This is a genomic window from Massilia arenae (genome assembly GCF_008014745.1).
Lineage (GTDB): Bacteria > Pseudomonadota > Gammaproteobacteria > Burkholderiales > Burkholderiaceae_D > Telluria > Telluria arenae.
On sequence record NZ_VPFD01000030.1, the window covers coordinates 82,726 to 109,190 of the forward strand.

Below are 26,465 nucleotides of genomic sequence, written 5' to 3' on the forward strand. Positions count from 1 at the left end.
CTCGGCTGCGTAACGCCGGGCGAAACCGCCTCCGATCGTCTCACGACAGCAATCAACCAGATGACTATCAAAGTCCTCACTGTTTTCGGGACGCGACCGGAAGCAATCAAGATGGCTTCCGTGGTCCGCGTACTGTCCGAATCGCTCGACGTCGATGTCAAGGTCTGCGTGACCGCCCAGCACCGGCAAATGCTGGACCAGGTATTGAGCCTGTTTTCGCTCACGCCCGATTTCGACCTGAATCTGATGACCCCGGGTCAGGATCTTTCCGATATCACCTCGAAGGTTCTTACGGGCATGCGCGGCGTGCTGCGAGCATGGCGTCCGGATTATGTATTCGTTCACGGCGATACGACCACGACTTTTGCGACCAGCCTCGCCGCATACTACGAAAGGATGCCGGTCGGCCATGTTGAAGCGGGCCTACGTACCGGAAACATCTACTCGCCGTGGCCCGAGGAAGTCAATCGCTGCCTGACCGGCGTGATCGCCAGCCTGCATTTCGCGCCGACCTGGCATGCGCGACAGAATCTGCTGGACGAAGGCGTGCCGGCCGCGAATATTTGCGTCACGGGTAATACCGTGGTGGATGCCTTGCTGGACGTCGTCCGGCGGCTGGACACCGATACGCAGTTGAAGCGCGAGATGGAAGCCCAGTTCGATTTCCTCGACAGCAAGAAGAAGCTGATCCTGGTGACCGGCCATCGGCGCGAGAATTTCGGCAGCGGTTTCGAAAGCATTTGCCGCGCCCTCGATGAAGTCAGCCGCATGCCGCATGTCGAAGTGCTGTATCCCATGCACCTGAATCCGAACGTGCAGGAACCGGTGCGGAGGATTCTCGAGGGTAATCCGAACGTGCACCTGATCGATCCGGTGAGCTACCTGCCTTTCGTCTACCTGATGAACCGCGCTGCGATCCTGCTGACCGATTCCGGCGGCATCCAGGAAGAAGCGCCATCGCTCGGCAAGCCGGTGCTGGTGATGCGCGACACCACCGAGCGTCCCGAAGCCGTGGCCGCCGGCACCGTGCGCCTGGTCGGCACCGGCATCGATTCCATCGTCGGCGGCATCCGCACACTGCTCACCAACCCGGCCGAATATGAGCGCATGAGTTCGGCCACCAATCCCTACGGCGACGGCACCGCCGCGGCCCGCATCCTCAACTTTTTAAGAGAAAAACATGAGCAGCACCTTTGATACTATCTCGATGATCGGTCTGGGTTACATTGGTCTCCCAACCGCTGCAATGTTTGCATCCCGCAAGAAGAACGTCATCGGCGTCGATATCAACCAGGATGCGGTCGACACCATCAACAGCGGCCAGACCCACATCGTCGAGCCCGACCTGGACATGATCGTCGCCGCAGCCGTCAACCAGGGCTACCTGAAGGCGTCCACCACGGTGCAGCCGGCCGACGCCTTCCTGATCGCCGTGCCGACCCCGTTCCGCGGGAACCACGAACCCGACGTCAGCTACGTCGAAGCAGCGGCGCGCTCGATCGCGCCGGTGCTCAAAAAAGGCGACCTGGTCATCCTCGAATCGACCTCGCCGGTGGGCACCACCGAAAGCCTGGCCAAATGGCTGGCCGAAGAACGTCCCGACCTCAAGATCCCGCTGGGCCCGGACGACGAAGCCGACATCAACCTGGCCTACTGCCCCGAGCGCGTGTTGCCGGGCAAGGTGATCCACGAGCTGGTGTCGAACGACCGCATCATCGGCGGCATCACCAAGGCCTGCTCCGAGCGCGCCATCGCGCTGTACCAGACCTTCGTGCAGGGCGAGTGCATCGAGACCAACTCGCGCACGGCCGAGATGTGCAAGCTCACCGAGAATTCCTTCCGCGACGTGAACATTGCCTTCGCCAACGAACTGTCCGTCATCTGCGGCAAGCTCGACATCGACGTGTGGGAACTGATCTCGCTGGCCAACCGCCATCCGCGCGTGAACGTGTTGCGTCCGGGACCGGGCGTGGGCGGCCACTGCATCGCGGTCGACCCGTGGTTCATCGTGCACAGCGCGCCGGAGCAGTCGAAGCTGATCAAGGCCGCGCGCGAAGTCAACGACTACAAGCCGCATTGGGTGCTGGGCAAGGTCAAGGAAGAAGCCGAGAAATACCTGGCCGCGAACCCGGAGCGCAAGGAATCGGATGTGACCATCGCCTGCTTCGGCCTGGCCTTCAAACCCGACATCGACGACCTGCGCGAAAGCCCGGCGCTGGACATCGCCGCCGAGATCGCGAAAACGCACGGCAGCCGCGTGATCGTGGTCGAGCCGAACATCTCGGCGCTGCCGGCCAGCCTCGACAAGGGCGAGCTGCGCACTCCGCAGGATGCGTTGGCGCGTTCGCAGATCGTCGTCATGCTGGTCAATCACAAGCCGTTCCTGTCGCTCAAGGAGTCGCTGTTCGCCGACAAGACGATCATCGACACCTGTGGCTACCTCAGCGCCACCGGCCGCTAACGCTCGATTTCGACCTGATCGCGTGATGGTGCACCCCGCCGTCATGGGCGGGTCATATTTCGCGATTACATTCGCCTGCATACCGTGACCCGAGGGGCGTGTGCATGAGGCAGGGCGACTTTCAACAAGGCATTGCTGGGAAAAAGATTCTCTTGCTCAGCATTCCTGCCGGCGCCGGCCATACCAGGGTCGCCGAGGCCATCCGTTCCCGCGCCGCCGCCGACTACGGCGACGTCAAGGTGATCCACTTGGACGCGATGGCCTTCGCCGCGCCGCGCCTGCGCAAGGTCTACACCGACTTCTATCTGCTCCTGATCGGCCGCGCGCCCGGCCTGTGGCGCCATGTGTACCGGCTGACCGACGAGGCCAATCCGGACGGCTGGTTCAACCGCCTGCGGCGCTGGGTCGAGCGGCGCGATTGCCGCCTGCTGGCCGATGAAATCGCCGCGCTGGCGCCGGACGCCGTCGTTTGTACCCACTTCCAGCCGGTCGAGATCCTGTCGCAACAGATCGCGGCCGGCAAGCTGGCCTGCCCGGTCTGGGTGCAGGTGACCGACTTCGACCTGCACCGCATGTGGATCCACCCGCACGTCGCCGGCTATTTCGCCGCCAACGACGAAGTGGCATTCCGCATGCGCAAGCAGGGGATTCCGGCGCAGGCGGTCCACGTGGCCGGCATTCCGACCATGCCGGCGTTCTCCCAGGCGCACGACCGTGAAGAATGCGCCCGTGAGCTCGGCCTCGACCCTGCGCTGACGACCTTGCTGCTGATGGGCGGCGGCGCCGGGCTCGGCGGCTTGAGTCGGGTGGCGGAAAAACTCCTGAGTATCCCCGGCGACTTCCAGCTGATCGCCCTGGCCGGCAAGAACGCGGCCGAGCTGGCGGCCCTGCAGCGTCTTGCGGTGCGCTATCCGGGCCGGCTGGCACCGCAGGGTTTTACCGACCGTGTCGAGCGCCTGATGGCCTGCGCCGACCTGGTGGTGACCAAGCCGGGCGGCGCCACCAGCGCCGAATGCCTGGCGATGGGGTTGCCGATGATCGTGAATGCGCCGATCCCGGGACAGGAAGAACACAACGCCAACTACCTGCTCGAGCAGGGGGCGGCGCTCAAGGCATCCGACCTGTCCACCCTCGAATACCGGGTCCGCCACCTGCTCGCGCATCCCGAACAGCTGCAGGCCATGGTCGCCCGTGCGCGGGCTCTGGGCCGGCCGCACGCCGCCATGCAGGTGCTGGAAACCGTACTGGGCCAGTCGGAACTGCAGTGTCAACCGCAGTGTGAACCGCAGTGTGAACCGCAGTGTGAACATCAATGTGAAGTGGCTTATGGTTGAGTTGTCGGATGGTGGCAGGGTCGTATCGATGGTGGGTGCGGTACTGGTGGCGGCCTACCTGTTCGCGCGGGTGGAAGTGGAAATCGAAGGCGATGCTGGATGGGCGGCGAACCTGCCGACCTGGCGCATCGAGCAGCATCCGCTGCTCGATATCTTCATGGGCGGGCGGGCGCTGACCGGCTACCACCTGTGGATGTTCGCCTTCATCGGCCTGATCTTCCACTTCCCGCTGTTCTTCATGGGGCAGTGGTCGTGGAAGCTCGAGGCCAGCGTGGCGGCGTCGATCATGCTGTTCTGGATCGTCGAGGACTACCTGTGGTTCGTCATCAATCCGGCCTTCGGATGGCGCCGCTTCAAGCAGGAACTCGTGCCCTGGCATAAGCACTGGGCATTCGGCGCGCCGGTCGACTACTGGATATTCGGCGCCATCAGCCTGCTGCTGTTCTGGTACGGCGCCTGAGCCAGCACGCCCAGGTCGAGCGCGTGCCGGATCCGGCAGCACAGCTCGGCCGAGCTGCGTGAGATCAGTTCGTGCGGGATCTCGAACTTGGTCGTCAGCCGGTCGTGGCATTCGAAGCCGTAGGAGACCATGAACGGGTGCATGCCGGTGCTGACCGCCGCCATGAAGTCCTTGTGTTCGTCGCCGCAGATAAAGGCGCGCGCCGGGTTGACGCCGAACTGTTCGCGCGTGGCGCGGAACTGGGCGGTCTTGGTCTCCTTGAGTGGAATGTGGACCAGGAAGTCGAGCTCGGCGATGTCGATGTCGTGGCGCAGGAATAGCTGGCGCAGGGTTTCCAGCGGCTCGATCGTGACGTTGCGCGTGACGATGCCGACCGTGATGTCGGGCGCGGCGATCAGCTCGCGGATCAGGTCGGCGATGCCGTCATAGAGCCGGGCTTCCTGCCGGTAGATGCCGGTGAGGGTGTCGATCAGCTGGGCGCGGCTGTTCTTGCGCAGGTTCTTGCGGATGATCGAGGGGAATTCCTTCAGCCCGCCCATGTACTTGAGCAGCTTGTGCCGCTTCTGGAACCGGGTCTCGTCGCCGATCACCAGCCCATGGTGGGCGAATGCCGCTTCGATGGCGGAGAAGGCATCGATGGTGGTGCCGTCGGCGTCGAGGATCAAGAGCTTCTTGTCACTTTTGTACATGATGTCTGCGCACCCGGGTAGCGTTGGCCGGTCCGGCGTGAACACATGCCGGAGCTCACTTTTGACCATCATCCGCCTGCGTAATGACAGGCGTGTGACAAAACGGCGGATGTTCGCCGTTTGCGATGCGCGACGTGCGGCCGCAGGCTTGAATGACGTTTTCAGGATACAGCCTCATTCAAGCCTGCCCGCAGCTAGGCCCTGGCGGCTGGTTTCAGGCGGAAGCTCACGCCCATGCGATTGAACGCGTTCATGGCGGCGATGGCGATCGTCAGGTCGACCAGGTCCCTGGAATCGAACGCTTTCGAGGCCGCGGCATAGGCTTCGTCGGACGCATGGGTTTCACTGACACGGGTGACTTCTTCGGCCCAGGCCAGCGCCGCCCGTTCCTGGTCCGAGAACAGGTAAGCCGCTTCGTGCCAGACCGGGACCAGTACCAGTTTATCGATCGACATGCCTTCCTTGACCAGGTCGCGCGAGTGCAGGTCGATGCAGTGCGCGCAGCCGTTGATCTGCGACACCCGCAAGAAAACGAGGTGGATCAGTTGGGAAGGAAGATTGGTGTTCTTCGTGACGTAGTGATGGACGCCGCCCAGGGCTTGGGCGCCTTCGGGCGAGGCCTGGAACCAGTTTTCGCGATTCATTTGTCTTGTTTCCTCAGGTTGAACGAGTCGATGCCGGCGAACAGGCCGGCTGCCTGGTAGACGAGCGAGGCGACGGTTGTGTGACATCGCGCGCAAAAAATCAATCGGCCGAGGTGTATTTTCTTGAATCGGTACACTGTCTTGCATCGATGACAAGCACCGGAACCAGCATGCGCTATATGGATTTCAGTTCGTGGCAAGGCGCGATGACGACGATCATCGGGCTTGCCGTCTTTACCTTGCTGGGCGTGGGCATCCGCATCCTCATGATGCAGACCATCCAGCAGCGCCGCGAGCGCATGAACCGCCAGATCAACGAGCGCCTGAAAACCCTGATCGCCGCCTACCGCACCCTGGGCGGCTCGTTCACCGGGCAGCTGACGGTCGATCCGACGCATCTGCGCGACCTGCGCGAGCGGGCCGGATCGGGCGAAGAGGGGGGAAGCGATGGAATGGCGAGTTCAGACCGTTCGCGCCGCATCCGCGATGCCGTCGAAGCAGCCCTGGCGGACATCCTGCTGCTCGGCACCGAAGAGCACTGCCGACTGGCGGCGCAGGCGGCGGCCGAACTGGCGGCGGGGCGGCCGATTCATACGGCGGAGCTGGTGGTCAGCCTGCGCACCTTCATTCGCGCGGCGCTGGATCTCGATCCGATGCCGGATGAGGTGATGATTCCGCTGCAGGGGCCGACGCGCACGCAGGGCGGCGGCGGTCGTGCGAAAGGCGAAGCCGGCGGCGGTGGAAACCGCGGCGGCGGCGGCATGGACGGCGGCGGCGGGGGCATGCCCATCCCCGCCGGACTTGGGCACAAGGACGGCGCCTAGTTACGCCCCTTCGAGCAAGGGCAAGGGCGTCACCGTCACCCGCACCTCGAGTTCCTGCTTGCCGCCCCCCAGCACGATGCCGCGCAGCGGGGTCACGTCGCTGAAGTCGCGCCCCCAACCCAGCGTGATGTGTTCATGCTGCACCAGGCAGCGGTTGGTCGGATCGAAATCGACCCAGCCCAGCGCCGGGCAGAACACCGACACCCAGGCGTGCGAAGCGTCGGCGCCGATCAGGCGCGGCTTGCCTGCGGGCGGGTGGGTCAGGATGTATCCGCTCACATAGCGCGCCGGCAGGCCGATGCTGCGCAGGCAGCCGATCATCAGCTGGGCGAAGTCCTGGCACACGCCGCGCCGGCCGCGCAGCACCTGATCGAGCGGGGTCGAGATATCGGTCGCCTTGGCATCGAACTCGAAGTCGTCGAAGATCCTGTAGGTCAGGTCCAGCGCGGCATCGAGCTGCGGTCGGCCCGGGGTGTAGCTGGCGCGGGCATAGGCTTCGAGCTCGGGGAAGCTGGTGACATGCGGCGAGGCGTACAGATAGCGGCAGGCTTCCAGGGTGGCGGCGCTCTTTTCCTTGCCCATCATGTCGCGCACGCATTCCCACGGCAGCGTCCCGGCGATCTGCGCCAGGGTGTAGCGCTCCCACAGCGAGACCGTCGATTCGGCGTGCACCAGCAGGCTGTCATGCGGCACGGTCAGCGCCACGTGGCGGGTCAGGTTGCCGAAGTAGTCGACACCGTCCTTGCCGTCGTTGACGACCGGATCGAGCCAGATCAGGTGCGACTCGGTTTGCTGGCAGGAGAAGGAGCGCGGCGTCAGATGCAGGTATTGCTGCGACAGGGTGACCGTGCTGCTGTAGGTGTAGCGCGTTTCATGCACCACGCGATAGCGCGCGCAGGCGCCGGCGCTCGTTGGCGAATTGGTGATGGACTGCGCGGTCATGGGCTGCGCGATCATGAGCTGCGGTTCCTTTGGCGGCCGTTGTCGGTATAGCTGAAAAATTGCACGCTGATCTGCTCGGACAGGGCCGCACTGGTGCGTCCGATCCGGTCCAGCAGGCCGCCGAGCAGGGGGTTGCCGTGCTTCAGGTCAGTGTCAGGATCGAGCGCGAGCAGCTCCTTCTTCAAGGGCGCCAGCATATGCGTGCCGCAGGGCCCCTGGGTTTGCTCGATCTTGGCCAGCGTGCCCAGGATGCCGTTGAGCTGGAAGACGATCGAGCGCGGATTGGTCTCGTCGAGCAGCAGCAGGTCGAGGACCGGCAGCCATTCGGGCTGGGCCCGGTAGCGGGCCCGGTAGGTGATGATGCTGTCGGATAGCTCCAGCAGCCAGTCGAGGTTGCCGCTCCCGTTCATGGCGAGCGCGCGCTGCAGCACCACGCTCTGGAATTGCAGGCGCTCCAGGCGGCGTCCGATCGACATGAAACGCCAGCCAAGATCGCGCGTCATGCCGTCGAGGGCGAAGCCGGCCAGTGTCATCAGCGCGGCGGCGGCATCGTCGAGGATCGTCATGACCCCCGACTGCGATGGCCGCTCGCCGGCGGAGGCTGGTTGCACCATCCGGTTCAGTGCACGCCAGTTATCGACCGAGAAGCGTTCGTGCAGCTGCCCGGCAAGCCGGTGCAACTGCTGCTGCTGCCGTGCCAGGCCGGGGACCGTGGGCGAGACGACCGCCGTCAGCAGGGCCGACTCGATCTCGGCATCGGTAAAGATGGGGCCGGTTTGGGTCGTGCCTGGCGTGGCCGGCTTCTTCCCTTCGTCGAGCAGGCCGAACCAGATGCACAGCGCCTCGACGGTCGGCCATTCGGCGCCGCGCTGGTCGAAACGGACGTTGAACAAGAAATCGAGCGCGACCCGCAGCAGGCGGCAGATATTGTCGGTGCGTTCCGCATGGCGTCCGAACCACAGCAGGTTTTCCGCCACGCGGCTAGACAGGTTGGTGTCTTCCCGCACCAGGTCGCGGCCCGAGATGCTGCGCTGCTGCAGGCGGTGCACTTCGACCCTGGCGCGCGCCTGGACCCAGGTGTCCTTGCTGGCGCCGCCCATCTGCATCGTCAGCACCCGCGCATCCGGCCCGGTAGCCACCCGGGTCAGGCCGCCGGGCATCACCACATAGCCGTTCGGGGTGGCGCAGGCAAACACCCGCAGGCCGACGGCGCGCGCCTCGAGGCCAGGCGCCGGCCCGTCCCGCCATACCGGCGATTGCGACAGCCGCACCAGTTCCTGGGCAATGTAATCGTTGGGATTGGCGCGCATCCTGGCGACGAAGGCCGCGCGCGCCTCGCCATCGAGGTCCTGGCCGAACAGCGCAGCCTGCGGACGCTGTGAAAAGCTGGGCTTGATGACCAGGCGATCGAGCCTGGCGATGACGGTGTCCAGCGCGCTCGGCTCGCCGCACCACCAGGTGGCCACCGACGGCATTTTCAGGGGTTCGCCCAGCAGGCGCTTCGACAGCGTCGGCAGGAAGCCGAGCAGGGCGCCCGATTCGAGCAGGCTCGAGCCGAGGCTGTTGGCGACCAGCACATTGCCGCGCATGGCGGCCTGGGTCAGCCCCGCCACGCCCAGCAGCGAGTGCTGCAGTTCGAGCGGATCGCACGATTCGTCGTCGACCCGGCGCATGATCACGTGTACCCGGTGCAGGCCGGCCAGGGTCTTGAGGTACACCACCCCGTCGCGCACCGTCAGGTCGCCGCCTTCGACCAGCGGCAGGCCGAGATAGCGCGCCAGGTAGGCCTGTTCGTAGTAGCTCTGGCTGCGCGGGCCTGGCGTGAGCAGCACGATCAGCGGCGCCTCGCCCTCGCGCAGCGGCGCGGGATGGTCGCCGGTCGCCGCGCACATGCGCCCCCAGTGCACCAGGCTGTCGTGCATGGTGCGGAAGAACCTGCCGAGAGGCTGCACCTTCAGTTCGCGCAGCAGGTCGGGGAAGGTGGGGGCGATGATGGCGCGGTTTTCCAGCGCATAGCCGGCGCCGAACGGCGCCTGGGTGCGGTCGGCCATGACCCACCAGCGGCCATCGGGCGCGCGCGCGAGGTCGACCGCATAGAAATGCAGGGCGACGTCGTCATGGTGCCGCATGCCGTGGCAAGGGCGCAAGAAGCCGGCATGGCCGTCGACCAGCGCCGGCGGCAGCAGGCCCTCGTGCAGCATCTCCTGCTTGCCGTACACGTCGCCCAGAATCTTGTTGAGCAAGGTGGCGCGCTGGATCACGGCCGCCTCGATGCCGCTCCATTCCTCATGCGGAAGGATCAGCGGCAGCACGTTCAGGTCCCATGGCCGCTGCTTGCCGTGGGCGTCGGCGGCGACGTTATAGGTCACGCCGTTCTCGCGCACCTGGCGCTGCACCATCTCGCGCCGCTGGCGCATCATGCCCGGCGCTTCCTGCTCCAGGTTGGCTAGCAGCGCACGCCAGTGGGCACGCGGCGCTTTCGCCGCGTCGAGCATTTCATCGAAACCGTCCGATGCGGCGAGATAATGGGCTAGTAACTGGTTGGACATGAAGGCAGCAATACGTTTGGTACGAAACAATAGGTCAAACCGGCTGCCAGCGCAAATCCAGTGTCATCGGGAAGCCCGGATTGGGCTCCTCCTTGCGTACCGTGAACGGGCCCGGCGTATGGCCATGCGGCCAGAACCGCGCAACCCGGCGCGCCTCGGCGGCGTTGGCATTGACCGGCGAGCCGGTTTCGTTGCGCCCGCCCGGATGCACCACATGATAGGTGCAGCCGCCGATCGAGCGGCCATTCCAGGTGTCGACCAGGTCGAAGACGAGCGGGGCCTGCACCTTGATGCTGGGGTGCAGCGCCGACCACGGGCTCCAGGCCCGGAAACGCACGCCGGCCACGTACTCGCCCGGCACGCCGGTCGGCTGCAGGGGCAGCATGCGGCCGTTGCAGGCCACCACGTGGCGGCCGTCGGTCAGGCCGGTGACCTTCAGCTGCATGCGCTCGACCGACGAATCGACATAGCGCGCGGTACCGCCGGCCGAGACTTCCTCGCCCAGCACATTCCACGGCTCGATCGCCTGGCGCAACTCCATCTCGACGCCCTCGTAGACGACGCTGCCGAAGCGCGGGAAGCGGAACTCGATGAAGGGATCGAACCAGCGGTCTTCGAAGGCATAGCCGGCCGCGCGCAGGTCGCGCGCGACGTCGCGGATATCCTGGGCGACGAAATGCGGCAGCATCCAGCGGTCGTGCAGGGCGGTGCCCCAGTGCACCAGACGGGCCTGGCAGGGCTCGCGCCAGAAGCGCGCGACCAGCGCGCGCAGCAGCAGCATCTGCAGCAGGCTCATGCGTTCGTGGGGCGGCATCTCGAAGGCGCGGAATTCCACCAGTCCCAGGCGGCCGGTGGGGCCGTCCGGCGAATACAGCTTGTCGATCGAAAATTCGGCGCGGTGCGTATTGCCGGTCAGGTCGACCAGCAGGTTGCGCAGCAGGCGGTCGACCATCCACGGCTTGTCGCCCGGGTGCAGGGTGGGCAGCACCTGGTCCATTTGCTGGAAGGCGATCGCCAGCTCGTACAGATTGTCGTCGCGCGCCTCGTCGACCCGCGGCGCCTGGCTGGTCGGCCCGATGAAGGTGCCCGAGAACAGGTAGGACAGGGCGGGATGCACCTGCCAATAGGTGATCAGGCTCTTGAGCAGGTCGGGCCGGCGCAGCATCGGGCTGTCGTCGACGCTGGCGCCGCCCAGGGTGGCGTGGTTGCCGCCGCCGGTGCCGGTGTGGCGGCCATCGTGCATGAATTTCTCGGTGCCCAGGCGCGTCAGGCGCGCTTCCTGGTACAGGGTCGTCACGTTGTGCACCAGCTCATTCCAGGTGGCGGCCGGATGGATATTGACTTCGATGACGCCAGGGTCGGGCGTGACGCTGAGCAGCTTGATGCGCGGGTCTCGCGGCGGCGCATAGCCTTCGATCCGCAGCTTCATCTTGAGCCTGGCGGCCGTGGTTTCGACCGCACTGACCAGCGCCAGGTAATCCTCGATGCGCTTTTGCGGCGGCATGAACACATACAGGCGTCCGGCGCGCACTTCGACGCACAGCGCGGTGTGGATCACGTCGCGCGCGGCCGGTTCGGCTGGCGCGGCCGGCGTAACCGGTTTGCCGGCCCTGGCGGCCTTGTCCGCCGATTTGCCGGCGGCCAGGCCCAGCACCGGGCGCCGGTCCTTCTTCACGGCCGGCAAGGCGGCGCGCGGCGCGAACGGATCGACATCGAACCCGGGATCGCGTTCTTCGGGCAGCACCCACGGCAGCGTGGCCAGCGGCAGGCGCAGGCCGATCGGCGAATCGCCCTCGAGCAGGTACAGGTTTTCGCGCCGCAGCGGCCAGGGCGAGGTGCGCCAGCTGGTACCGAGCATGACGGCCGGGTCGTATTCCTTCGCCTGCAGCGGCAGCACATAGCCGGCCACCTGGCCCAGGCCGCGCTCGAGCAGGCGCGCCAGCCGGCGCCGTTCCTCCGGCGCCGTGAGGTCGGCTTGCAAGGGATCGAGGTTGCGCGGCAGCGCCTGCTCGCGCTGGGCCTGCAGCAGCACGTCTTCATAGGCCGCGATGGCGCTGCCCGCCGGCAGGCCGAGCGACTTGACCAGCTCGACGATGAAGTGGCCGGCTTCCTCGCTGCCATAGCCATCGTCGATGTATTCGTCCGAGAACAGGGACGGATCGAGCCATATCGGCTGGCCGTCGACGCGCCAGAAGATATTCAGGGCCCAGCGCGGCAGCGGCTCGCCCGGATACCATTTGCCCTGGCCATAGTGCAGCATGCCGCCCGGCGCGAAGTGGTTTTTCAGCCGGTGCATCAGATTGCCGGCCAGTTCGCGCTTCTTGTCGCCGTGCGCCAGGGTATTCCATTCCGGCCCGTCCATATCGTCGATCGAGACGAAGGTGGGCTCGCCGCCCTGGGTCAGGCGCACGTCCTGTGCCAGCAGATCGGCATCGACCTGCTGGCCGAGACGGTCGATGGCCTGCCAGTCGGTTTCCGTGTATGGCTTGCTAACGCGCGGGTCTTCATGGATGCGGGTGACCGTCATCTCGTGGATGAAGGTGACCTCGGCCTGGTCGCTGAAGCCCGTCACCGGCGCCGCCGACGAGGGGAGCGCGGTGCAGGCCAGTGGGATATGGCCTTCGCCCGCCAGCATGCCCGAGGTTGGATCGAGTCCGATCCAGCCGGCGCCGGGAATGTAGACCTCGGTCCAGGCATGCAGGTCGGTGAAGTCCTCGAGGGGGCCGCTCGGACCGTCAAGTGCTTCCTGGTCGGCGCGCAGCTGGATCAGGTAGCCCGAGACGAAGCGCGCCGCCAGCCCCATTTCGCGCAGGATCTGTACCAGCAGCCAGCCGGTGTCGCGGCACGAGCCGGAACACTTTTCCAGTGTGTCTTCCGGCGTCTGCACGCCTGGCTCCATCCGCAACAGGTAGGCGATATCGCGCTGCAGGCGCTGGTTGATCGCCACCAGGAAATCGTTGGTATTCATCGGCTGCGCCAGCAGCTCGCGCCGCGCCGCCTCCACCCAGGCCAGCAGGCGGGGACCGGGCGGCTCGGCCTGGGCATACGCGCTCAGCTCCGCCTTCAGTTGCGCCGGATAGGCGAAGGGGAAATTCTCGGCATAACTCTCGATGAAGAAATCGAAGGGATTGATGACGGTCATGTCGGCAACCAGGTCGACCGTGAACTCGAGTGTGTCCGTTTTTTCCGGGAACACGAAACGGCCGATGTAATTGCCGTATGGGTCTTGCTGCCAGTTGATGAAATGCTCTTGCGGCAGCACCGACAGCGAATACGCCAGGATCGGGGTACGCGCATGCGGCGCCGGACGCAGGCGCACTTCATGCGGCGAGAGCGCGACTTGCCGGTCATAGCGGTAGCTGGTCTTGTGGTGCAGCGCGATACGGATAGCCATGCGGGAGTGCCTTTATAGGAGAGGTCACGAACGATACCAGCACCGTCGATGCATGCCTGTTTCAACAGTATTTAAGCATGATTCATACCCGCAATATAATGCGTTCGTGCGGCGTCGCCCCAGCTGGCACGTTTCTTGATTGCACTTATGCCACTGGAGGATCCGATGCCGAAATTTTACGATGAAATGTATTCCGCTGCGGCAACTGCACGGCCTCACTATGACGCGTTCGCGCGCTGGCTTGCCCTGCAATCGCCGCAACTGATCGCGCAAAAGCGGGCCGAGGCCGAGCTGACCTTCCAGCGCGTGGGAATCACCTTCGCCGTCTACGGCGACAACGCCGGCAAGGAGCGGCTGATCCCCTTCGACATCATTCCGCGCGTGATCGACGCCGCCGAATGGGCCAAGCTGCAGGCCGGCCTGGTGCAACGGGTGACCGCGCTGAACCGTTTCCTGCACGACGTCTACCACGACCAGGATATCCTGAAGGCGGGCATCATCCCGCCCGAACAGATCCTGAACAATGCGCAGTACCGGCCCGCCATGCAGGGCGTCAGGGTGCCTTCGAATATCTATGCCCATATCGCCGGGGTCGACATCGTGCGCGCGGGCGAGGGCGAGTTCTATGTTTTGGAGGACAATCTGCGGGTGCCTTCCGGGGTGTCGTACATGCTGGAAAACCGCAAGATGATGATGCGGCTGTTTCCCGCCCTGTTCGCGAGCAACCGCGTGGCGCCGGTCGAGCACTATCCCGACCTGCTGCTCGACAACCTGCGCACCGTGGCGCCGCACGGCCTCGACGATCCGACCGTGGTCGTGCTCACGCCGGGCATGCATAACTCGGCCTATTTCGAACACGCTTTCCTGGCCCAGCAGATGGGGGTGGCGCTGGTGCAGGGGCAAGACCTGTACGTCAGCGACGACACCGTCTATATGCGCACCACGCGCGGGCCGAAGCAGGTCGACGTCATCTATCGCCGCATCGACGACGACTACCTCGATCCACGCGCCTTCCGCACCGAGTCCACCCTGGGCGTGCCGGGCCTGCTCGACGCGGTGCGCGCCGGACGGGTTGGCCTCGCCAACGCCATCGGCACCGGGGTGGCCGACGACAAGTCGATCTATCCCTACGTGCCGGACATGATCGAGTTCTACCTGGGTGAAAAGCCGATCCTGAACAACGTGCCGACTTACCAGTGCAGGAAGAAAGAAGATCTCGCGTACACGCTGTCCCGGCTGCCCGAGCTGGTGGTCAAGGAAGTGCACGGCGCGGGCGGCTACGGCATGCTGGTCGGGCCGGCCTCGACCCACGCCGAGATCGAGGCCTTCCGCGAGCGCCTGCTGGCCAACCCGGACGGCTATATCGCCCAGCCCACGCTGGCCTTGTCGGCTTGCCCGACCTATGTCGAGGCGGGCATCGCGCCGCGCCACATCGACCTGCGGCCCTTCGTCTTGTCGGGCAAGACGGTGTCGATGGTGCCGGGCGGCCTGACCCGGGTGGCGCTGCAGGAAGGTTCGCTGGTGGTCAATTCGTCGCAGGGCGGCGGCACCAAGGACACCTGGATTTTGGAGAACTAGCATGTTGAGCCGCACCGCAGATCATTTGTTCTGGATGGCCCGCTACACCGAGCGGGCCGAAAACACGGCCCGCATGCTCGATGTCCGGGTCCAGTATTCGCTGATGCCGCAGTCGGCGCAGGCCGAGCAGCAGGGCTGGCGCAGCATGCTGGGGGTGTCCGAGCTGGAGGCGCAGTTCGAGGCCAAGTACCCGGCGCTCACGCAAGCGAACGTGATCGACTTCATGGTCCGCGATCCGGACAACCCGTCCTCGATCACCAGCTGCCTGCGCGCATCCCGCGAGAACGCGCGCGCCGTGCGCGGCTCCCTGACCACCGAGGTATGGGAAACCGAGAACACGACCTGGCTGATGCTGCAGCAGCATCTCGGCAAGCGCACCTTCGAGCACGATCCCGGCCAGTTCCTGGAATGGGTCAAGTACCGCTCGCACCTGTCGCGCGGCGTCACGCTGGGCACCATGCTCCAGGACGAGGCGTTCAACTTCATCCGCCTCGGCACCTTCCTGGAACGGGCCGACAACACGGCGCGCATCCTCGACGTCAAGTTCAGGTTCGGGGCGCACGATGCGGTCCAGGCCGGGACGCAGGCGGAGTTCTACCAGCTTGCGGCGCTGCTGCGCTCGGTGTCCGCCTTCGAGACCTACCGCAAGGTCTATCGGGATGCCATCACCTCAAAGCGGGTGGCCGAACTATTGATCCTGCAAGAGAAAATGCCGCGCTCGCTGGTGGCGTGCATCGCCGCGGTGGTGGCCAACCTGAAGGATGTGCGCAATGCGCAGTCGCACGATACCGAGCGCCTGGCCATGGAACTGTACGCCATGCTGCAGTCGGCCCCGATCAGCGACATCCTCGAAGAAGGCCTGCACGCCTTCCTGACCCGCTTCCTGGCGTCGGTCGACGCACTGGGCAACGGCATCAGCCGCGACTTCCTGATCCCGATCGAGCCGGTTCCTTCCGAAGAGGGACAGACCCAATCCCAGACGCAGACCCTGGGCGGGATGACGCAAACCCAGACCCAGACGGCGTGACGAGGTGCACCGGCATGGCGCGCGCCGCACCGTTTTGAGGAAAACGGCGGTGCAGGCTTCATGACGGTGCGTCGTCTCAGGTGCCCGGCGTGGCAGGCGCCGGCGTCGCGGCCGGCTTGACCGGCGCCGTCGCTTGCTTGATCTGGGCGCGCACGACGAGGTGCACGAAGTGCAGCTTTTCCAGTACCGGTGGGCTGAGCGTGAACGGGTAGGAGTCCGGCATCCCGATGCTGCGATTCAGGCTGTTGAGCACGTAAGTCAGCGCGAACCAGTCGCTCAGGGTATCGTCGAACGCGTCCGTCCTGGTCGGCAAGGTGATGCCGTCGAGCGCAGGCTCGTCGGCCTTGCGCGGCTTGAGCTGCAGGCCGCAGGAGTGCGCCGTCTCCAGCGTATCGATCATGTGGAGGTAATGAGCCCAGGTCTCGGCCCAGTCTTCCCAAGGGTGTGAGCTGGCATAGCTGCTCACGAAACGCTCCGCCCAGTCCTCGGCCGGCCCATTCTCATAGTGACGCTTCAGGCTCTCGCCGTAATCCTGGCGCTCGTCGCCGAACAGGGTGCGGTACTCGTCGATCCACGGGCTATTGGCCACCAGGCGGTCGAAATAGTAGTGGCCGCTTTCGTGACGGAAATGGCCCAGCAGCGTGCGATAGCGCTCGTGCATCTGCTCGCGCGTGCGTTCGCGCTCGGCCGGATCGGCTTCGGCGATGTTCAGGGTGATCACACCGTTGGCATGGCCGGTCATCACGCACTGGTCCGTTACGCCGTCTTCCAGGAACTGGAATGCAAGGCCGGTTTCCGGCTCGTCTTCCTTCGACGCCGGGGTGAGGTTCAGCGTCGCCAGCGAAAACAGCAGGCGGCGCTTAGCCGCTTCGAGACGCGCCCACAGGATGCGGTTTTTCTCGGAGGTCAGCGCCGGGATGATCACGGTCAGCTGGCACGAGGCACATAAATCGTGAGGGTCATCCGCAGGCAGCATCCAGTTGCATACATTGTGCTGAACATAGTTGCTGCATTGTTTATAGACCTTGCCGGCGTCGGTGCGGTTCAGGCTGCGCCACAGGCCGTCCTCGGTCTGTTCGAAGCTGTTGACGCTGCGCGTGGCCGGCTGGTAGCCCAGTGTGCTGTCGCAGTTGAAGCAAAGGGTGTTTTCAAAAAAAATCTGTTGTGAGCACTTGTCGCAGTGAAAGGTTTTCATGGCAGAAATAAGAGTGGGCTGACGGGCGTATTCGATGTCAATAATCTAACAGCAAAACCGATCCCGGCAGGCACGTGTAAGACAACGCCGCATTAAGGTGGAAGGGAATGAGGGAAAGAAGCACCTGGCGGTGCTGGGAATGAAGGTGGTCGCACTGGATCGCGACCAAGCGCACACACCATGCTTTGGAAAAGTTCAACCAAGTGCTATCTGGCGGTAGCACCATGAGCCTGCGATTGCGAAGGATGCTCCTGCCCATAAATGCGTTTCGGGTGGATGACCAATCGCTTCGCCAGGTCGTCCAGTGCTTTGCTGTGGTAGAGGTCCATGCACTTCAAGAAATCGAACCGCACGCCCTTGATTTCCGATTCGACCAGAGGATTGGAGTAATCCCTTGCCAGGTAGCTATTCACTAAGGAGTTGACTGCATCTGGACTCTGGTCCATATCGAAGTACGTCCAGTCGCGTAAGGCGCTGATGCTGCTGCCGGCATCCGTAGCCACGCTAGTGTCATTCCGATAGGCTTGGGTCAGACAGGTTGCCAGCACCATGTCCTTGTAATTCTGGGCGTAAGTGCGGGTTACAGCCAGCGGGGAGGTATTGTCGCGAGCACTGATATGGGCTGGCAATGACAATAAAGTGGACACCATCACTGCCAGTCGCAGAGCGGACAACCTCATCGCAAGCTCCAGAAATTTGCGCGATCTGTGCGGTATCGCGCCTCGGGTTTGTTGTTTCCAACGCCGTGCATCATCGCGCGAGAAATTAAGGCCGGCCTTTCGCTAGCACAATAGTCGGGCGGATTTCCTCATGACGTGCGAAGACCTGATCGGCATTTGCTATCGGGCTTGCTGCTGCGATGAGCAACGCGGACAAGGAGGGCGGGGTGCGGCCGCTGAAGCCGCTTCTGCGGCGCCATTGAAGCCGCGGCCGGTCAGCTGGCCGCAGCGGCAGGAGACGCCGGCCGAATATTCTGATTGGTACGGAACAGATTGTCCGGATCGTAGGTCGCCTTGATCTGCGCCAGGCGCGCATAGTTGGCGCCATACGCATCCGACGTACGCTCGCCTTCGTCCTGCGGCATGAAGTTGACGTAGACACCGCCGCTCGCATACGGCGTGGCATCCGCAAAGAAATCGCGGGCCCAGGCAATGCAGCGTTCGTCGTCGGCCGGATCGTCCCAGCGCGTGTGCACGTTCATCACGTACAGCGCGTCACGGTGCGGATAAGCCGTCGCCTGCGGCGGCGGCGCCCCGGCCTGGCCGCCCAGCAGGCCGAGGAAGATCTCGCACTGGGAGGTGGGCAGGTTGCCGGCATAGCGCACGACGACATCAATGGCTCCGTCGCTCAGTTGCGCGAAATTATGCGATTTCCAGTAGTTGCGCGCGCCTGGCGTGAGCATCGGATCGAAGATCTGCTGCCAGGCCGCATACGGCATGGGACCGACGTGCATGCCCAGCGGCTCGCCCAACTTGGCGATGCGTGCGATGGCGGCGTCCACGGCGTCGCTCGGCGATGGCGAAAAGACCGGCAGCACCAGCACGTCCTGGCCATGCACTTGCGGCGCCAGGAACGGCAGCGGCGGCGCCTTGCGCAGGACGGCCCAGACCGTGAGGTCGGGCGTCATGGTAGCGACGGCATCGCGGTATTGCTGCAACACTGACCGGGCCTGGTCGAACGGGTAGACGACCAGCCCGGCCGTGATCTGCGGGCCCACCGGGTGCAAGGCGAACTCGAAACGTGTGACCACGCCGAAATTGCCGCCGCCACCACGGATGGCCCAGAACAGATCGGGATGCTCGGTTGCGCTCACCTGCAGGCGCCCGGCATCGGCGGTGACCATCTCGGCCGACAGCAGATTGTCCGCCGCCAGGCCCAGCGTGCGGCTGAGCCAGCCGAAGCCGCCGCCCAGGGTCAGGCCAGCCACGCCGGTGGTGGAATTGATGCCCAGCGGCGTCGCCAGTCTGTAGGCCTGGGCTTCATGGTCGAAGTCGCGCAGGGTGGCGCCGCCTTCCACCCAGGCGCGGCGGCGCTCCGGATCGACCTGTACCGACTTCATGCGCGACAGGTCGATCACCAGCCCGTCATCGCACAGCGCGCTGCCGGCGATATTGTGGCCGCCGCCACGTACGGCCAGCCGCAACTGGTGGTTGCGCGCATAGGCCAGCGACGCGCGTACGTCGGCGGTGCCGGCGCAGCGCACGATGATGGCCGGATGCCGGTCGATCATCGCATTCCAGACGGCACGGGCATCGTCATAGCCCGCATCGTTGGCCTGGAGGATCTCTCCTCGTGTTACACCCCGTAACTCATTGAACTGCCCATTCGTCAGCGTATTCATGACCCACCTCGCAGATGGTTGGTTCGACGTCTCGCTTCATGATAGGAAGGCGATGTGCGTTGACGCAAGCTCATGAGATGGAAATAGAGCGCAGGAATAGGGACTGGAGAATCGACAACGTCGGGCCATGGTCGAGGCCATTGGTCCAGCACAAACGGCGACGCAAGTGCGAGCTGCGACATACCGTGCGCATCGGCTGCAACGCATGATGAGCCCCTTCCCGGCGCCATTTATGGCGACCGGCCCGACGTTCTACTTTTAATGGAGACATGCATGTGTATCGCTCGAAGAAACGATGTGTCGACCGGCAGCCCGATATCGGGGCTGTCCCGCCTGGTCTTGCTAGTGGTCGCGATGTGGACATCCGCAATGGCGCTTGCGCAGCCGGCGTCAGGCGAGGTGGATGGAAAACATGGCGCGCAGCGCACGAGCTATCGCGTGATCAACCTCGGCCCCGGCACGATCGCGACCTACCCCGACATCAACACCGCCGGCCAGGTGGCGTTCTCGATGGTGAACGGCGGGCGAACGGCGGGTTTTTTCTTTGACGGCGCCGCGATAAAAAACATCGGCTCGCTGGGAGGCGGAATCACGTATGCGAACGACCTGAACGAGGCCGGCCAGATCGCCGGCACGTCGATCAACGAACAGGGCGTCGAGAACGCCTTCGTCTGGAGCGCTGGTGGCGGCATGCTCGACATCCGCGCCGAACCGGGCCGGGGCCGCTCGTATGGCTGGGCCATCAATAACCGCGGCGTCGTCACCGGCTCGTTCGGCGACTCGGCGCGGCCGTTCCGCTGGAGTCATGCCGGCGGCGTGGAAGACCTGGGCGTCACGCCGGCCTTCCAGCAACCTGCCGGCCGCGTACTCAACGACGCCGGCCTGATCGCCGGCGTGACCACGATCGACGATGAATTCACGCGCGTGTTCGCCTGGACGCGCGCGAGCGGCCTGGTCGACATCGATACGTTGGGCAGCGTCGAATCGTCGCCCGTGGCCGTCGGCGCAGGAGGGGAGGTAGCGGGCAATCGCCTGGCTTCCTGGGACGATGGCGGCGATCGCCCCTTCCTGTGGACACGCGCCACAGGCATGGTCGACCTCGGGATCGGCCGCGGCACCACGGCCTGGGTCAATGCGATGACGCCGGGCCTGCACATCGCGGGCGGCATCGGTTTTGCCGACGGACGCCAGCGCGCGATGTCGTGGACGCGGCGCAGCGGCATACGCGAACTCGGCACCCTGGGAGGCAGGACGTCGGTCGCGCGCGGCGTCAATGCGAAGGGACAGATCGTCGGCTTTGCCGAGGACAAGGCCGGCGCCATGCGCGCCTTCGTCTGGAGTGCCGGCGGCGGTATGCTGGACCTGAACCGGCTGCTGCGCCGCGTGCCGCCGACGTTGGTGCTTGAACACGCGATGGCGGTCAACGACCGAGGCGAGATCGTGGCCAGCTCGAATGCCGGACTGGTATTACTCAGGCCGGATCAGGGACGCAAAGCCGGACCCACGGTCGGGCCGATTGTCGCAGAGCGCACGATCGAGGTCGGTGCGCCGCTGCAGGCGTCGGTGTCGTTCGTGGATGGCGACCGGGTCGGCACGCGCGGCGTGGATTGGTCGTGGGGTGATGGCAGTGGTGGGGCGGCGCGTCGGATCGACGAGCGCGCCGGCGTGGCCAGCGCGCGCGCCAGCCACAGTTTCTCCGCGCCGGGCAACTACACGGTGACGGCCACGGTGGTCGGCCGGGATGGCCGTCGCACCGTGGTCAGTCAAGAGGTGGAAGTGAAAGCGCCGTAAGAGGGAATCAACCCTTCTTCTGGGCCGCGATCCAGCGGTCGGTCGCCGCTTCGAGCACGTCGAGCGGCACCGCGCCGTGCGACAGAACCTCGTTATGGAAGGCGCGCAGGTCGAAGTCCTTGCCCAGGGTCTTCTCGGCGCGCGTACGCAGTTCGCGCAGCTTCAGTTCGCCAATCTTGTAGCTCAGGGCCTGGCCTGGAATCGCGATATAGCGCTCGACTTCCTGCACCGCCGTCACCTCGTTCTGCGGCACGTTGTCCATGAAGTAGGCGATCGCCTGTTCACGCGTCCAGCCTTTCGAGTGGATGCCGGTATCGACCACCAGGCGCACGCCGCGCCAGATTTCGGCGGTCAGGCGGCCCACCCACTGCCATGGGTCGTTGTACATGCCGATTTCCTGGCCCAGCATTTCGCTGTACAGGCCCCAGCCTTCCGAGAAGGCGGTGCTGCCGCCGAAGCGGCGGAAGGCCGGCAGGCCGGTCGTTTCCTGCGCCAGGCTGCGCTCGAAGTGGTGACCGGGAATCGCTTCATGCAGGAAGAAGGCGGTGGTCGTGAAGTTGGTGCGGGTCTCCGGCTTGTAGGCGTTGAAATAGAAGACGCCGGGACGCTTGCCGTCGACCGAGCCGCGCTGGTAAGAGGCCGGGGCGGCGCTCACTTCGCGGAAGGCTTCCACCGGACGGATCTCGAACGGCGCCTTGGGCACGCGCGCGAACAGCTGATCGACCTTGGCCTCGACGCGCGGACGCATCGCCTCGTAGGCCGCCTGGATCTCTTCACGCGACTTGAAGCGCAGCTCGGGCGCGGTGTTGAGGTGATTGAAGAATTCCTTCAGCGTGCCCTGGAAGCCGACCTTGACCTTGGCTTCCTCGAACTGGGCGCGGATGCGCGCGACTTCGCGCAGGCCGATCTCGTGGATTTCTTCCGGCGTCTGATCGGTGGTGGTCGAGCGGCGCGCGAGGAAGGCATACCACTCCTTGCCGCCTGGCAGGGAGCCGATGCCGGCCGTGTCGCGGCCCGCCGGCAGGTAGGTGTCCTTCATGAAGGCCAGCAGCTTGCGGTTGGCCGGGGCCAGCTGATCACGCACCATCTTGCCGTAGGCCGCCGTCAGGCGCGCCTTATCGGCGGCGCTGAAGGACTTCGGGAATTTCTTCGTTGGCCCCATATAGGTGCTGGTGTCGAGATTGTCGCTGCCGACGTTCTCGAGCTGCGGCAGCACGCGCTGGATCAGCGCCTTCGGCATCACGATGCCCTGCTTGATGCCGGCGCGCATATTGGCGATGCTGTCGTCGACGGCCGGCGCGTAGCCGGCGGCGCGCTTGAGCCAGTTCTCGTAATCCTGCACGGTCTGGAACGGCTGCGTCGAGGCGCCCGAGCCCAGCTGGGCCATCAGCAGATGCAGGCCCGAGAACTGATCGACCGGCACCAGGTCGGACGGGAAGCGCATGCTGTCGAGGTCTTGCTGCAGGCGGTAGCGCAGCAGGTCATAGCTGATACGGTCTTCCGAGGGCAGCGGCGCCGGATCGAACTTGTCGCTGCTGGCGAGGTATTTTTCGGCCAGCGCGCGGGTCTGCTTGCGGCTCTCGGCCGACGAGGTCGGGCCGAAGCGGTCGTTGTAGCGATGGTCGCCATTGAAGGTGGCGGCGATCGGGTTCTCGCGCAGGTAGTCTTCCCAGTAGTCGCTATACAACTGGTTCATCTTTTCCGGCGTGGCCGGCGTCTTGACTTGGGCGACGGCGGGCAGGGCGGCGAACAGCGCGGTGCACAGCGCAGTGCGAAGGATATTGGGGAGCGAACGGGTCATGTCTTCTCTAGGTGGTCAGGGCAATGTAAGAATAGCATGATGGTCCAGGTGCAATACAAGAGGCAGACTGCTCGCCGCAGAAACCCTTGCAGCCCGATTGTCCAGTGGTAAGCTATTGATGTTGTCATACCAACCCTGAGGGATTCCATGAAACCGCTGTTCTCCTCCGATGACGAAGCGAAGGCCGCGTCGACGACCCCCGTGACGCCTGCCGCCGGTCTGCCGCCTTTGCTGGATCCGTCCATCACGCCGGACGCGCTGCCGGCACTGCGGCCGGAGGCGAGCGCAGCGCCAGTGATTCCTGTCGACCTCACCGGCATCGACGACAAGGCCATCGAGACCCTGGGCAGCGCCGCCGGGCCGGGTGTGGCGAAGGTGTCGGCCAAGCTGCTGGGCACCGTGCGCGCCTCTGACGCGGACGTGTTCGGCACGCAGCTGAACGAACTGATTGCCACCTCGAAGGGGCTGGACCCGGCCAAGCTCAAATCGGGCGGCCTGCTGTCGCGCGTGTCGAACATGTTCGGCTCGGTCAAGGAAAAGATGCTGTCGCAATACCAGGTGGTCGAGTCGCGTATGGACACCCTGGTGTCCGAGATGACGCGCCACGCCAACGTGCACCGGGCGCGCATCCACGATTTCGACGAGATGTACAAGGGCCTTGAGATCTACTATCAGGGCCTGGACGCCGACGTGAAGAAGGGCGAAGCCTGGGCCGACCGGCTGCGCCAGGCGGTCGCGCAGCAAACCGCGGCGGCGAATGCCTTCGAGGCGCAGCAGGCGACGGAACTCAGGCGTCGTCTCGAGCGTCTCGAAAAACGCATCGACGACCTGCGCCGCGCCATGCTGATGGCCACGCAGATGGTGCCGCAGATCCGCCTGTCGCAAGACAATGCGCGCGCGTTGACGGACACCTTTACGGACATCGTCAACGTGTCGATTCCGGCCTGGCGCAATGTGTTCTCGCTCTATCTGCTGCAACTGGAGGCCAAGCAGAGCGCGGCGGTTGCCAACGCGGCGTATGACGCCACCGACGCGGCCTTCCGCGCCCAGGCCGATATGCTGCTGGAAAATACCGAGACGGTCGCGCGCGCCAAGCAGCGCTCCATCGTCAGCCTGGAAACCGCGCAGCACGTCCAGACGCAGCTGGTGACGGCGTTCGACAAGCTCGAACAGATCTCGAACGAAGGCCAGCAGCGCCGCCGCGACGAGCTGCCGAAACTGCAGGCGCTCGAGCAGGAGCTGATCGCCCGGTTCTCGCCAGGCGCGGCGTAATTTCAACTCACTATACAAGGAGAGCTCATGTCGACGACGCTCCAGACTGGCCACCGCATCAACCTCGAAAAATCCGCACCGGGCTTGAAGCGCGTACGGATCGGCCTCGGATGGAAGGTCAATGCGGCCGAGGGCCATGCCTTCGATCTCGATTCGTCGGTGTTCCTGTGCAAGAAAGACGCGGACGACCATCCGGTCATGATCAGCAACGCCCACTTCGTCTATTACAACCACACGACTTCGCCTGATGGCGCCGTGGTGCACTCGGGCGACAACCGCACCGGCGACAAGGATGGCGACGATGAAGTCATCACCGTCGACCTGGACAAGGTCGATGCGGCGGTGATGGAAATGCCGATCGTGGTCACCATCCACGATGCCGAAGTGCGCAAACAGAACTTCGGCAGTGTCTCTGGCGCTTATGTGAAGGTGTACAACGCCGATACCGGCGAGACGATCGCGGAATACAACCTGAACGAAGACTATTCGGACAAGACCGCGCTGCAATTTGGTTCGCTGTACCGCAAAGATGGCGAGTGGCGTTTCCAGGCCGTCGGCGCGGGGTTCAAGCTAAACCTGGCAACCTTCATTCGCAAGCTGGGCGGCACTGTCTGAGCAGCGGTACGCGTTCTCTTTCGAAGCGCTAATGGCTTGCGCCGGCGGGTAGACCGATGACAGACCAGAAGCCCAAGGCATTCGACTTCGGCGATGCGCCGGAGCCGCCCTCCGATCCGGTCGACCGTCCGGCCGGGCCGCGGGCGTTCGATTTCGGCGACGAGCACGATGATCCGGCGGCGCCCGATCGCAATGGCCCGCCCAGGGCGCTGTCCTTCGACGATGTTCCTGCGGTTCCGGCTACGTCTGCCGTGACCAGGAAAACCGTGGCCCGGCCGCTGTTCGACAGCGAAGACCATCCGGCGGTGCGCGATGCGCTTGCCACCGTCCACGCCGAGTATCCGAATGTGTTTGCGCATTCGGAGCAGCGCCTGGCCATCCTGTTTCGCCGCATCCTGCCAGTAAGGCTGGCGCTGGTGACCGAGTGGGCAGAGGCACCGCTAATGGAACAGGCGGCGCTGCTCCAGCCTATTACCGAACTCGTATTGAAATTCACGCAGATGGGCGTGCCGGCACTATTGGAAGTCGCGCTCGAGACCACCAAGGGGGCGCCGAGCATGTTCGGCCGGCTGTTTCGCCGACCGACAACGCCTGCCGAGTATCGGCCGGTGCTGACGTCGTCGCGCACGCAGCTCATGCAGTTGATGGCCGACAGCGAAGTCGCCATGCGTAATCTGGAAGAGTCGGCGAAGGGGCTGGGCTTGCACCTGCTTGTGCTGGCCGTGGTGTCGACACTCGTCGAGGATGCACCGGATGCGGCTTTGCGCGATGCGCTCGTGCAGCGGCGCACGCTGATCCAGCAGGCGGTGCGCCAGGCTGAGTTGTCCGTATTGCAGATGAAGCAGGTGCGGCAACAGGCGGCGGATTTGATCGGGCAGGTGTCGTCATTCTTGGCTGTCACCTTGCCGGCGGTGGAAATGGCGCAGGCGCAGAGCGGGGCGCGATAGGCGCCAGGCGCCCTGAAACAGGTGCGGCTGTTAGAATTTGCCATAGCCTCACTGCCCATTTTCAGGAGTACAGACATCCTACGTTTTCTCATCACTGCGGCAATCGGCAGGCCAAGGTTGACGGCCGCCGTTGCAATATTCATGTTGGCCGCCTTGGCCGGTACGATGACCTATACAGGTTATCTCGTCATCGGGGTGGTGGCCGATTATCTCGGCACGGGCCGGATCGCGGCAGGGCTGCTGCTCGGCATTCTTTTCGCGAGATTTCCGTGGATAAAAGAGGGCAGGCTGCGCATTGTCGGCCTCTTGCCCAAGCCTGTCCGTCGACCGCTCATCGTGAGCCTGCTTGCACTGGGCCTGTTCACCTTCGTGGCGAGAGGCGACTACGTGCCCGCACTGTTTGTAGGTGTCGCGACGGCGTTTGTGCTCGCTTACCCATGGCTGCGGCGAGCGGTTGTCGATCGCATGTCGTCGTCTGTTTTCACATTCGCGGGGCAAAAGCGTCCCGAGCGCACCGACGACACGGTCATTGAAGGTGAATTCAGGGAACGAAAAGAATGAGCTCGATTGCTGCCGGCCAGATGCGAAAAACCGCGTCGTA

Annotated in this window: 21 protein-coding genes; 12 read left to right on the forward strand and 9 right to left on the reverse strand. The window is 64.6% G+C overall.

The features are described from left to right. Positions 1-60: 60 nt before the first annotated feature. The 4 genes from wecB to FVD38_RS22380 all read left to right on the forward strand — a co-directional run bounded on the left by wecB (position 61) and on the right by FVD38_RS22380 (position 4,255). On the forward strand, positions 61-1,197 hold the full coding sequence (gene wecB, locus FVD38_RS22365) for a non-hydrolyzing UDP-N-acetylglucosamine 2-epimerase (protein WP_187271678.1): 1,137 nt from the start codon (positions 61-63) through the stop codon (positions 1,195-1,197). After that, positions 1,181-2,461 (forward strand): UDP-N-acetyl-D-mannosamine dehydrogenase, encoded by a 1,281-nt coding sequence (gene wecC / locus FVD38_RS22370; RefSeq protein WP_147936823.1) that lies wholly within the window; start codon positions 1,181-1,183, stop codon positions 2,459-2,461. The genes wecB and wecC overlap by 17 nt, the downstream gene beginning before the upstream one ends. A gap of 104 nt (positions 2,462-2,565) precedes the next feature. Next, positions 2,566-3,795 carry an MGDG synthase family glycosyltransferase gene (locus tag FVD38_RS22375; protein WP_147936824.1) on the forward strand — a complete coding sequence of 410 codons (1,230 nt, stop codon included), beginning with the start codon at positions 2,566-2,568 and terminating at the stop codon, positions 3,793-3,795. Continuing rightward, positions 3,788-4,255 carry a hypothetical protein gene (locus tag FVD38_RS22380; RefSeq protein ID WP_147936825.1) on the forward strand — a complete coding sequence of 156 codons (468 nt, stop codon included), beginning with the start codon at positions 3,788-3,790 and terminating at the stop codon, positions 4,253-4,255. Before FVD38_RS22375 ends, FVD38_RS22380 begins: the two co-directional genes overlap by 8 nt. Here the strand turns inward: FVD38_RS22380 and FVD38_RS22385 are convergent. Together FVD38_RS22385 and FVD38_RS22390 are read right to left on the reverse strand one after the other, a co-directional pair. Further along, complete coding sequence (locus tag FVD38_RS22385; protein ID WP_147936826.1) at positions 4,204-4,944, reverse strand: HAD family hydrolase; 741 nt, start codon at positions 4,942-4,944, stop codon at positions 4,204-4,206. The two genes, FVD38_RS22380 and FVD38_RS22385, sit on opposite strands and share 52 nt — an antisense overlap. Before the next feature lie 194 nt (positions 4,945-5,138). Then, entirely contained in the window at positions 5,139-5,588 is a 450-nt protein-coding gene (locus tag FVD38_RS22390) for a carboxymuconolactone decarboxylase family protein (RefSeq protein ID WP_147936827.1), read from the reverse strand. 170 nt (positions 5,589-5,758) lie between these two features. Here FVD38_RS22390 and FVD38_RS22395 point away from each other — a divergent pair, with 170 nt between their 5' ends. Next, positions 5,759-6,412, forward strand: coding sequence for a hypothetical protein (locus FVD38_RS22395; protein WP_147936828.1), 654 nt, complete (start codon positions 5,759-5,761; stop codon positions 6,410-6,412). Here the strand turns inward: FVD38_RS22395 and FVD38_RS22400 are convergent, their stop codons facing one another. Genes FVD38_RS22400 through FVD38_RS22410 form a run of 3 tightly spaced genes read right to left on the reverse strand, consistent with a single transcriptional unit; the run spans position 6,413 to position 13,297 of the window. Then, the gene (locus FVD38_RS22400) at positions 6,413-7,369 is read right to left on the reverse strand and encodes a transglutaminase family protein (protein WP_229493917.1); all 957 of its coding nucleotides are present in this window, start codon (positions 7,367-7,369) and stop codon (positions 6,413-6,415) included. Next, entirely contained in the window at positions 7,366-9,903 is a 2,538-nt protein-coding gene (locus FVD38_RS22405) for a circularly permuted type 2 ATP-grasp protein (RefSeq protein WP_147936829.1), read from the reverse strand. The genes FVD38_RS22400 and FVD38_RS22405 overlap by 4 nt, the downstream gene beginning before the upstream one ends. Positions 9,904-9,937: 34 nt before the next feature. After that, on the reverse strand, positions 9,938-13,297 hold the full coding sequence (locus FVD38_RS22410) for a transglutaminase family protein (protein ID WP_147936830.1): 3,360 nt from the start codon (positions 13,295-13,297) through the stop codon (positions 9,938-9,940). Positions 13,298-13,462: 165 nt separating this feature from the next. Here FVD38_RS22410 and FVD38_RS22415 point away from each other — a divergent pair, with 165 nt between their 5' ends. Both FVD38_RS22415 and FVD38_RS22420 read left to right on the forward strand, forming a co-directional pair. Further along, a complete protein-coding gene (locus tag FVD38_RS22415) occupies positions 13,463-14,875 on the forward strand; it encodes a circularly permuted type 2 ATP-grasp protein (RefSeq protein WP_147936831.1) in 1,413 nt (470 codons plus the stop codon). Position 14,876: 1 nt separating this feature from the next. Next, positions 14,877-15,902: an alpha-E domain-containing protein gene (locus FVD38_RS22420; protein WP_147936832.1), complete on the forward strand. Its 1,026-nt coding sequence runs from the start codon at positions 14,877-14,879 to the stop codon at positions 15,900-15,902. Positions 15,903-15,978: 76 nt separating this feature from the next. Here the strand turns inward: FVD38_RS22420 and FVD38_RS22425 are convergent, their stop codons facing one another. The 3 genes from FVD38_RS22425 to FVD38_RS22435 form a co-directional block, all read right to left on the reverse strand. Next, positions 15,979-17,097, reverse strand: coding sequence for a zinc-binding metallopeptidase family protein (locus FVD38_RS22425; RefSeq protein ID WP_147936833.1), 1,119 nt, complete (start codon positions 17,095-17,097; stop codon positions 15,979-15,981). A 206-nt stretch (positions 17,098-17,303) separates the two neighbouring features. Next, positions 17,304-17,777: a type VI secretion system amidase immunity protein Tai4 gene (locus tag FVD38_RS22430; RefSeq protein WP_147936834.1), complete on the reverse strand. Its 474-nt coding sequence runs from the start codon at positions 17,775-17,777 to the stop codon at positions 17,304-17,306. Positions 17,778-18,031: 254 nt separating this feature from the next. Beyond that, complete coding sequence (locus tag FVD38_RS22435; RefSeq protein WP_147936835.1) at positions 18,032-19,438, reverse strand: FAD-binding oxidoreductase; 1,407 nt, start codon at positions 19,436-19,438, stop codon at positions 18,032-18,034. A gap of 369 nt (positions 19,439-19,807) precedes the next feature. On the opposite strand from FVD38_RS22435, the gene FVD38_RS22440 reads away from it, so the two are divergent. Beyond that, on the forward strand, positions 19,808-21,229 hold the full coding sequence (locus FVD38_RS22440) for a PKD domain-containing protein (RefSeq protein ID WP_187271676.1): 1,422 nt from the start codon (positions 19,808-19,810) through the stop codon (positions 21,227-21,229). A gap of 7 nt (positions 21,230-21,236) precedes the next feature. Here FVD38_RS22440 and FVD38_RS22445 read toward each other — a convergent pair whose 3' ends face one another. Next, a complete protein-coding gene (locus tag FVD38_RS22445) occupies positions 21,237-23,030 on the reverse strand; it encodes a DUF885 domain-containing protein (protein WP_147936837.1) in 1,794 nt (597 codons plus the stop codon). Between the two features lie 147 nt (positions 23,031-23,177). Here FVD38_RS22445 and FVD38_RS22450 point away from each other — a divergent pair, with 147 nt between their 5' ends. The 4 genes from FVD38_RS22450 to FVD38_RS22465 all read left to right on the forward strand — a co-directional run bounded on the left by FVD38_RS22450 (position 23,178) and on the right by FVD38_RS22465 (position 26,425). Further along, the gene (locus tag FVD38_RS22450) at positions 23,178-24,302 is read left to right on the forward strand and encodes a toxic anion resistance protein (protein WP_147936838.1); all 1,125 of its coding nucleotides are present in this window, start codon (positions 23,178-23,180) and stop codon (positions 24,300-24,302) included. A gap of 27 nt (positions 24,303-24,329) precedes the next feature. Continuing rightward, positions 24,330-24,917, forward strand: coding sequence for a TerD family protein (locus tag FVD38_RS22455; RefSeq protein ID WP_123070470.1), 588 nt, complete (start codon positions 24,330-24,332; stop codon positions 24,915-24,917). A gap of 56 nt (positions 24,918-24,973) precedes the next feature. After that, complete coding sequence (locus FVD38_RS22460) at positions 24,974-25,864, forward strand: hypothetical protein (RefSeq protein WP_147936839.1); 891 nt, start codon at positions 24,974-24,976, stop codon at positions 25,862-25,864. A gap of 141 nt (positions 25,865-26,005) precedes the next feature. Then, positions 26,006-26,425 carry a hypothetical protein gene (locus tag FVD38_RS22465; RefSeq protein ID WP_147936840.1) on the forward strand — a complete coding sequence of 140 codons (420 nt, stop codon included), beginning with the start codon at positions 26,006-26,008 and terminating at the stop codon, positions 26,423-26,425. Positions 26,426-26,465: the final 40 nt, after the last annotated feature.